The 9,671-nt window shown below is 43.8% G+C and carries 6 protein-coding genes; 3 read left to right on the top strand and 3 right to left on the bottom strand.

Annotated features, from left to right (window positions below; all coding sequences use genetic code 11):
• Window positions 1–352, top strand: a 352-nt coding sequence (locus WR49_RS12945) for a formate dehydrogenase accessory sulfurtransferase FdhD (protein WP_046224291.1), incomplete at its 5' end; no start/stop codon positions are given.
• Window positions 353–527: 175 nt separating this feature from the next.
• Here the strand turns inward: WR49_RS12945 and WR49_RS12940 are convergent.
• Window positions 528–2,111: an ABC-F family ATPase gene (locus tag WR49_RS12940; protein ID WP_017057276.1), complete on the bottom strand. Its 1,584-nt coding sequence runs from the start codon at window positions 2,109–2,111 to the stop codon at window positions 528–530.
• Window positions 2,112–2,556: 445 nt separating this feature from the next.
• Between WR49_RS12940 and WR49_RS21495 the strand changes: the two genes are divergently transcribed.
• Together WR49_RS21495 and WR49_RS12930 are read left to right on the top strand one after the other, a co-directional pair.
• Window positions 2,557–4,902, top strand: coding sequence for an ATP-binding protein (locus WR49_RS21495; protein WP_046224290.1), 2,346 nt, complete (start codon window positions 2,557–2,559; stop codon window positions 4,900–4,902).
• A gap of 1 nt (window position 4,903) precedes the next feature.
• The gene (locus tag WR49_RS12930; RefSeq protein WP_017057278.1) at window positions 4,904–5,791 is read left to right on the top strand and encodes a mechanosensitive ion channel family protein; all 888 of its coding nucleotides are present in this window, start codon (window positions 4,904–4,906) and stop codon (window positions 5,789–5,791) included.
• A gap of 189 nt (window positions 5,792–5,980) precedes the next feature.
• Here the strand turns inward: WR49_RS12930 and WR49_RS12925 are convergent, their stop codons facing one another.
• Window positions 5,981–8,008 carry a sensor histidine kinase gene (locus WR49_RS12925; RefSeq protein WP_046224289.1) on the bottom strand — a complete coding sequence of 676 codons (2,028 nt, stop codon included), beginning with the start codon at window positions 8,006–8,008 and terminating at the stop codon, window positions 5,981–5,983.
• Window positions 7,998–9,461: a sigma-54-dependent transcriptional regulator gene (locus WR49_RS12920; protein ID WP_046224288.1), complete on the bottom strand. Its 1,464-nt coding sequence runs from the start codon at window positions 9,459–9,461 to the stop codon at window positions 7,998–8,000. The genes WR49_RS12925 and WR49_RS12920 overlap by 11 nt, the downstream gene beginning before the upstream one ends.
• Window positions 9,462–9,671 lie beyond the last annotated feature (210 nt).

The raw sequence follows: 9,671 nt of genomic DNA, 5'->3' as shown, positions 1-9,671 counted from the left end.
TGCGGTTTGCAAAGACGACAAGGTTCTATCGTTTGTTGAAGATGTTGGCCGGCACAATGCTGTTGATACATTGGCTGGTGAGATGTGGCTTAACAAAGCGTCAGGTGAAGATAAGATCTTCTATACCACAGGTCGTTTAACGTCTGAGATGGTGATTAAGGTTGCTCAGATGGGTATCCCTGTTCTGCTATCACGTTCTGGCGTAACGCAAATGGGCTTAGACCTGGCTCAGAAGTTCGGCATCACAACGATTGCTCGCGCTAAAGGTTTACGCTTCCAAGTGTTCACGGGTGCAGACAAGATCGACTTTGATGTGAAAGGTGAGCAATCAGCAGCCGGACAAAAAGCGTGAGTTCGACTTGGTGATTCGCTAATTGCTTTTAATGTAAAATTCTGATGTGAAGAGTTAGTGGCTCACAAGAGATAAATACAAAAACGCCGTCATGCTTTTCAGTATGACGGCGTTTTCTTAGTTAAAGCTTAAAGTTTCCAACCTCTTGAGTTGGAAACTAAGGCCTGCTTAATGCTTAGCCGCGTGCTTTCAAGAACTCAGCGTAAGTACCGCGGAAGTCGTTGATCTTGCCGTCTTTGATCTCAAGGATACGAGTTGCTAGCGAGTCTACGAATACACGGTCGTGAGATACGAAGAACAGTGTGCCTTTGTAGTTCTCAAGAGCCAAGTTAAGCGCTTCGATAGATTCCATATCCATGTGGTTCGTTGGTTCATCCATAAGTAGGATATTTGGCTTGTGCATCATGATCTTGCCAAGAAGCATACGACCTTGCTCACCACCAGAGATAACCTTTACAGACTTCTTGATATCATCTTGACCAAACAGCATACGACCTAGGAAGCCACGAACAACTTGCTCGTCTTCACCTTCTTGGCGCCATTGACTCATCCAATCAAACAGGTTCATGTCTGTCTCAAAGTCATGTGCATGATCTTGAGCATAGTAACCAATGTTTGAGTTTTCAGACCACTTGTATTCACCAGTGCGAGGTTCCAAAGCACCTGCTAGTGTGTTGAGTAACGTTGTTTTGCCCACACCGTTCTCACCAATAATAGCAACACGCTCGCCTACTTCGAAAATCGCATCGAACTTGCTGTAAAGGTCTTCTTCAAAACCTTGAGATAGGTTTTCAACCACAAGTGCGTTACGGAATAGCTCTTTAGACTGTTCGAAACGGATGAACGGGTTTTGACGGCTAGACGCTTTAACTTCGTCTAGTTGAATTTTGTCGATCTGTTTAGCACGAGATGTCGCTTGTTTCGCTTTAGATGCGTTAGCTGAGAAACGAGAAACGAACGTTTGAAGTTCAGCAATTTGCGCTTTCTTCTTCGCATTATCAGAAAGTAGACGCTCACGAGCTTGTGTTGCTGCTGTCATGTACTCATCGTAGTTACCAGGGTAAAGACGAAGCTCACCGTAATCAAGATCAGCCATGTGTGTACAAACAGAGTTTAGGAAGTGACGGTCGTGCGAAATGATGATCATTGTGCAGTTACGTTGGTTTAGCGTATCTTCCAACCACTTGATGGTATCCATGTCCAGGTTGTTCGTTGGTTCGTCAAGAAGCATGATATGCGGGTCTGCAAACAGTACTTGAGACAATAGAACACGAAGTTTCCAACCCGGTGCTACTTCGCTCATCAGGCCGAAGTGCATTGATTCTTCAATACCTACTGCAAGAAGAAGCTCACCCGCTTTCGCTTCTGCCATGTAACCGTCCATTTCAGCGAACTGAACTTCAAGGTCAGCCACTTTCATGCCGTCTTCTTCGCTCATTTCTGGAAGCGAGTAGATACGGTCACGTTCTTGTTTGATAGCCCAAAGCTCTTTGTGACCCATGATAACCGTATCGATTACCGTGAATTCTTCGTAAGCAAACTGGTCTTGGTTTAGCTTAGCAACGCGCTCATTTGGATCGTAGCTTACGTTACCAGCACTTGGCTCAAGTTCACCAGATAGGATCTTCATGAACGTCGATTTACCACAGCCATTCGCGCCGATTAAACCGTAACGGTTACCCTCGCCGAACTTAACTGAAATATTTTCGAAAAGTGGCTTAGCACCGAATTGTTGAGTGATATTTGCTGTGGAGATCAATGCATTTACCTTTTTAATGTGAAAAACGCCGCAACGTTACTTGTTCAAGGGTTTAACTGCAAGTCTTGATTGTAATTACCCGTTATTAATTGAGCATAACCCAGTCAAATTATACTTTGAGTTAACTCACACTTTTTATTCTCTATCTTACCGCTAAAAACGTTGTTCTTTAGAAACAACAAAATAGAGAACGATAACCAATATTGGGGCTTATGTGTCCTCTACAATGATCAAATTCTCTAGCACAGCTAGTTATTTACAAACTTCTTTGATATCAGTAACACGTGCATAGCAAGACGCTCAAATACTAGCCTGAAACCTGACAGCATCATGGGCATGATGAAAGAAACAAGAATAAAGTACTTATCTCCAAACGGAGTTAGATTTCACAAAATAAGGTTAACTAACTATAGTATTCCTAACCTCATAATTTTAAGAGACTTTTATGCATTCATTATTGCGCTTCTTATTACTCACATTAGCCCTACTCTCTTGGCCTGTTAATGCCAACTTGGAATATGACGTGCAATTACAACCTGAGGTGTCGGAGGTTGTTCAAAATCTGGCTAAACGAATCGATGCACTGCCTGACCCTTTGTTTATGGACGAATCGGATAAACGTAAAGTCAGTATCTTGCTTGCTGACGTAATACGAATTCAAAACCAACAAATCGAAACGTTTGAACGACAGCTCAAAACATATCGAGACAAGGCCGATTCAGACCAGTGGTTCTTTGTTGAATCGAGTTACTTAACATTAAAAAGTTTGAACGTCAGTAAACAGGACCTGTTAGAGCAAACAACGAACGCGAACAGAGATCGCCTAACGGGTTTCGGCCCTTATGGGGTAACCCAATTTAAGCAGGAATGGCAGCTAACTCAACTGAATGTCGAGTACTTGGTGTATTTACAAACTCGTAGCTTCAACGCTTTGATTACAGAGATCTTCATTTCACCGGTCCCAGTTATTTGGGCTTCATTGAAGGTATTGTTTATCTATTTCTGTTTAGTCTGGTGGTTATCAAACAGCACGCGTCTTACCGAATTATTCCGAGTTAATATTTTGGAAGCCAAGCAGAACCCTCCTTTTTGGGTCCGTTTGGTTTGGTATATCAGCCGTGCCCATCGTGCGATAGCGTGGTTAATTGCTATCACTATCTCATTGCGAGTGCTCTCCAGTTTGCCTAGTCTACAGCACTTGATCTTCCTAGAGATTTTTACGTGGTGGATACTTGGTGGTTCGATCGCGATTAGCTTTATACTCGAATTTGCTTATCGTATGAGTAGAACTTCAAACCAAGAAGTCGTTGCACTCCGTTTGTCTACTATCCGACGTTATGTATGGAGTTTTATTGTTGCGGGCGTAATCCTTCAGATCTCTATTAAAACTCTTGGTAAAGGTACCATTTACAGCTGGATCTACAGTGCTCTGTTCGTATGGTTTGTACTGGTCACGATATCTGTTCTACGACTATGGCGTTCAAAGGTATTTGACGCCCTTTCGCATATCTCAGAAAGACCGGTATGGGTCAACTGGGCGGTTAACCGCAAAGACACTTTCCTACTTAATATAATAGCCACGGTACTGGGGATTATATGGTTGGGTATCTACAGCGGTCAGCATCGCATCATGGTTCTGCTTTCTAATTACACACTGTTTAGCCAAGCTTTGGCTTACCTATTTAGAATCGAAGTGGCAAAGCAATCTGATCTTGATAAAAGCCAGCAAAACTTAGTACGAATCAAAGGCGATCAAACTTTTGAATACATACTTCCGGGCTCGATCGACAGCACACTAATTGATTACGCTGGCGACGAAGTGAAACAATTGTCTCGTTACCTCATGTCGGACAGCCCTGCTATCTGTATCGTGTCTGGTGAACGTGGCATTGGGTCAACAACTCTGCTTTATACTTTACTGCACAAAGTTTCTAATGCTGAACCCCTTTACGTCAGTTGCCCTTATGCCGGATACCAAGAGTTTCTATGTCACCTCGCCATGAGTATTGGTTTAGATGAAGACGCTACAGAAATTCAAATCTTGGCACATTTAAGGAAAAGCGAAACGACTTACTTGATCGCAATTGATAATGCTCAGAGGCTGGTTAAACCAATGGTTGGAGGCTTATCTGATCTTATCCGTTTAACTAATTTATTGCGTCGTTCTAAAAAGAATCACCGTGTAGTGATGTCGATTGCAAAGTCTAGTTGGCGCTTTGTTGATAGAGCGCGCGGTGAACGCTTGTTGTTTGATTTGGTTTGCTTTCTGCCACGTTGGACAGAGAAACAAATCGGTGAGCTACTGACAAGCCGTATTAATACCGAGTTAGAAAAACCGCTGTCGTTTGATGGCTTGGTCGTTCCCAAACAGTGGGATCAAGATGACATGACAGAAGAAGAACGCGCTCGCCAAGGTTTCTATCGGATCTTATGGCACTACTCAGATGGCAACCCTACTGTCGCCTTGCGTTTCTTCCGTTTCTCTCTAAATCGGAATAAAGAGACGGATCAAGCTGTAGTGAGATTGTTTCATGTGCCAGAAGCGCAAGAACTCGAGAACATGCCTAAACCTATGTTGGCTGTGTTGCGCTCTATTGTGCAGTTGGAAATCGCGTCTCCTGAAGTGCTGTCCGACTGTACTCAATTGAGTATCGCTGAAATTACTGGGGTTTTGCGTTACTTCGAGAGCCGCGGTTATATTGGTTGGAATGAAGATAAGGCAAAGATTTCAGATCATTGGTTCCGGCACATTACTAACGTTCTCGACCGTCAACATTTATTGGTGAAGTAAAATGAAGAAGTTATTTGTCCTATTACTTGTTGGCCTAGCGACGGCGGTCAGTTTTCCGATCTACGCAACGGAAGAGTTAGCTAACGTAGAAAACATTTCGAAGATAGCTAGCTTAGTACGATGGAGCGGTGTGTTCTTTTCCATGATCGTGATAGCAGCAATGTGGTTATTGCTTAAATTCATCAATTCGTTGGTGACAAGCTTTGGTAGCCAATTCGTGCAATATAGAATGTTATTGCAAAAGCTGCAGTCGTTTACTCAGTTCTTCATTTACGTAAGTACAGGGCTTATCGTATTCATGATGAGTTTTCGAATCAACGACCAAATACTGGCTCTGATTGGGGGTACCCTTGCAGTGTCGGTTGGCTTCGCTCTTAAAGATTTGGCGGCATCTTTCATCGCTGGCATCACGGTGATGATTGATAGACCGTTCCAAGTTGGTGATCGTGTTACGTTTGAGGGCAACTACGGTGATATCATTACTATCGGTTTACGCTCTGTAAGGATGAGAACTTTAAACGACGACATCATTACGATTCCAAACAACAAGTTCTTGAATGAAGTGACCACCAGTGGAAACTATGGCGCGTTGGATATGCAAGTGGTGATTCCGTTTTATGTTGGGATGAATGAAGACATCACTCTCGCCCGTGATTTGATTCAAGAGGCTGCTTCTTCAAGCCGCTACATTCACTTACCAAAGCCGGTGACTGTTCTTGTTAAACAGACGATTACTGACAACTACCTAGCGATACAGTTAACGTGTAAGGCTTATGTAGTGGATACGGCGTATGAGAAGTTGTTCGAGACAGACATTACCCTTCGAGTAATGAAAGAGTTTAAAAAGCACAACATTAATCCACCGCAAATTTCAGTGGCGGCGCATTAATCAAGATTGGTTTCAGATTTAGCTTTCTGTGTTCTATTTAGCCACTTAGTTATTAACGAACGAAAACACCTCCGAACTATCTCAAGTGCGGAGGTGTTTTTTATGAGGTTGCTATGTGTGGAAAGATTAGAGTCGTTGGATTTACACCTTAAAGTACTTCAACAATATCAGTGAATTAGTTGTTAGAACTTATAGATTTGATACTAGCAATTGAGGTGTCGCTTTCTGTTGAAGATAGATACTAAAGCAACTTCCCTTACCTACCTCCGATTCAACTCGGATCTCGCCGCCAGTTTGGCTCAAGATACTTTGAGAGACTGACAACCCTAACCCCGTACCATCACGTTTAGTGGTATAGAAAGGCGAGAAAATGCGTTTCAGTTGTTCTTCCTTAATACCGCAGCCTTCATCTTGAACATGAACAATAGCGCCATGGGACACACCATTTTCAACCCAGTCTTCACTCGAAATGGTTAACGTGCCCTGACCGTCCATTGCATGAATCGCGTTCATTTGTAGGTTAACCAGAATCTGTAGCAATTGATTTCGGTTCACTTCGACTGAGGTTTTAGCGTTCAGCTGCGATACGTACACAATGCCTTTCTTCTTCGCACCTGTTTTTACGAGCGTGATACTTTCATCAACGATTGGATTGATATGTTGCCACGTAATTTCGTCTTGTACGCCACCGTGACGGCTGTATTGAAGCAGGCTTCGTGTGATATTTCGAATTCGGTCAATCTGCTCCATGATCGCGTGGACTTCCTCGTATACACGGCTCACTTCATCACCCAACTCAAACTTCATTAGCTCAACGTTACCAAGAATCACAGCGGTTGGGTTGTTGATCTCGTGGGCAATGCCCGCGGTTAATTCACCTAGTGCCGCTAATTTTTCATTGACCACCAGCTTATCTCTGGCTTGATTGAGCAGTTTGATGTGCAGTTCGAGTTCTTCGGTTTTCTCTTTCAAGCTGGCAGTACGCGAGTGGACCTTACATTCCAGTTCAGAAGCCGCTTGTTGAATCTCTTGGTTGCGCTCGTGGAGCAAATCCAACATCTTGTCGAACTGTTTAGCGAGTAGTGTTAATTCATGTTGATCATCCAGACCAAGCGCGCCAATTCGCTTGTCTTTACCCATCTGTACTAGCTTGACCACTTTATGGATGCGTTCAATTGGGTTGAAAAGATCACGTGCACCACGATGAACGATCAAGCCAGAAGCCAGCAATAGCAGCACAATCGTAATGCTGATTTCACCAAGGTTGGTCAAATATGTTTCTATCAACGGCCAAATCAGATAACCGGTATAAAGCATGCCAATCACATTATCGAACTGGTCATGTATAGGCTGATATGCGGTGATGTACCAAGCGTCGTAAACATACGCGCGATCTAGCCACTCTTTGCCTTCGTTTAAGACTTTTGAGTGAACCTCATGCGAAACACGCGTACCAATCGCGCGTCCTGCACTCTTTTCACTGCTTAAAGGCACGTTGGTGCTGACACGTAGATCATCAAGGAACACGGTGACAGTACCAATACGACGATTAAGTCCATCGCGTTGCGGATAGATCAAGTTACTGATTTGATCGACGAGTTGTGTACTGTTGTTGAGTAGGATACCGCCATCTAGAAAACCAATTACACGGTCATTCTCATCCCGGATGGATACGACTGTGCGACTGACTAGACCTCGTGTTTCGACGCTCTGTCCGTTAAGCATAGGCACTTCGGCTTTTCTCGCGAGATCTCGGTCTAGGTTGCTGAGTTCATTTTGGCTTAATACGCTGAAAAACGACGCTTTGTGGGTCAGATTCAGGTATTCCAGCTTCTTATCCATACGTTCGACACTATGCCAGCGTAGAAAATCGAGTTCATAGCGAGATTTGTTTTCTGAAACCCAACGTGTGAGCTCTTCTTTTGAAGTATCACTCGAAAGTTTGATCCGGAAGTTGTAAGACTCAGCAAATGCTCGGACGTTATAGGCCTGTTGGCTTTGAATCAGTTGAATACTATTATCGGCGACGTCCAAGCGCTCATCAACATCAATTAATGCCCCCTGCCACGTATAATGAATCGACCAATACAGCGTGATAGCAACAAGCGCGCACAACGTCAGAATGATCGGCGCAGATGTCAGAAACAATAAACGGTAACGTACCATGGTCTTGAAGCGGAACGCCCACTTGGACCACCACTGACGTCTAATCGGCATATTCAGAGCCTTCTGTATTCCAGTCTTTGTATTTACGTTCTAAGGTTTTTCGTGCAACACCAAGATCTCTTGCTGCTGCAGACTTATTACCATCATGGAAACTAACCAACTGTTCTATATGGGATTTTTCCACTTCTTTGAGCGTCCAAGTATTTGGGTAGCCCTCTACGGCGTCTGCGTTATTCAAGTTTGGCATCTCTGCGCCGTGTGACACCGTCACTGATATGTTAGTTGGTGCAGGGTCGCCATTCACTTCACGCCAATAGTGAGCTGGTGGTTTGTCTAATAAAATGCAGCGTTCCACTAAATTTTTAAGTTCCCGAATATTCCCCGGCCATTCGTATTCATTCATCGCTAAGATATCTTCATGTGCCCAGTTTGGAACTGGCATGCCTAGCTCACTCGATAATAGGCGGGTGAAGTATGGAACTAGCTCAATAAGATCTGATGGACGCTCTCTGAGTGGCACCACATCAATCTTCAATACATTCAATCTATAGAACAGATCGCGGCGAAAGTTTCCTTTATCTACCTCTTGTTGAAGGTTACGGTTGGTCGCCGCTACAACACGTACATCAACGGCAATTTCTTTCTCACTACCGACCGGGCGAATGGTTCTTTGCTCTAATACACGTAAAAGTGCGGCTTGCATTGGCAATGGCATTTCACCGATTTCATCAAGAAACAACGTACCGCCGCTTGCAACTCTGAACAGACCTTCGCGGTTTTTTTTAGCCCCGGTAAAGGCGCCAGAGGTGTGACCAAACAGTTCACTTTCTAAAAGTTCTGGAGCAATTGCGCCACAGTTAATTGGCACAAATGGCCCTGTTCGCTTGCTGGCTTCATGCACGCCACGCGCCACTAACTCTTTCCCCGTGCCTGACTCACCCTCAATCAACACCGATGCTCGTGATGGTGCAAACTGGCTGATGAGGAGCTTGAGCTGTTTGGTTTTGTCGGAACCGCCGATCAATTCTGTTTTGATATGACGGCTAACATCGCGCTTCAATGCGTATTGCATCCTTTGGTCTAGGCGCTTGTCCATACAACGCAGCACGGCTTGTATCATCTGTTCTAAGTTAAACGGCTTTAAAATGAAATCTGAAGCACCAAGCTTAAGTGCCGAGATAGTCATCTCTAGATCAGCATAGCCGGTCATGAAAATTACATCAGCTTTTCGATCACTGTCGTTAAACGCTTCTTCCCATTCAATACCAGAGCGACCTGGAAGGTTGATATCGAGAACAATGAGATCGAAGTGTTCGTTGCAACGCAGAACCTCGGCTTCTTCTACTGAACCTGCGCTTGATACCTTGCCAAAGTACTTACCTAGTGCTTTCTTAAGGATTGCTTGCATCCCGATTTCATCATCGACAACCAAGACAGAAAATGCCTGATATTGAGTCAATGTGTTTGAATTGAGATGAGACGTACTTGAACTAGGTAAAGACATAATGATCAGCCGATAGGGAAAGTTGGGACAGAGTGTACCAATTAACCTTTTGATCAACAGGGTCAAAGTGCGACATTTTGTCCTAGCTCATGTTTTGATGCATTTTATAGGGTCAAATGGCGCAGTTTTGTCCGAAATAACAGCAATTTAATGAAGTCTGATGCACTATTTATTGGCATTAAGCTTGCTTGTAATGTGATGATTTCTAAT

Origin of the sequence: Vibrio sp. ECSMB14106, from assembly GCF_000972265.1 — a bacterium.
GTDB lineage: Bacteria > Pseudomonadota > Gammaproteobacteria > Enterobacterales > Vibrionaceae > Vibrio > Vibrio kanaloae.
This window is presented reverse-complemented; position numbering and strand designations above follow the sequence as displayed.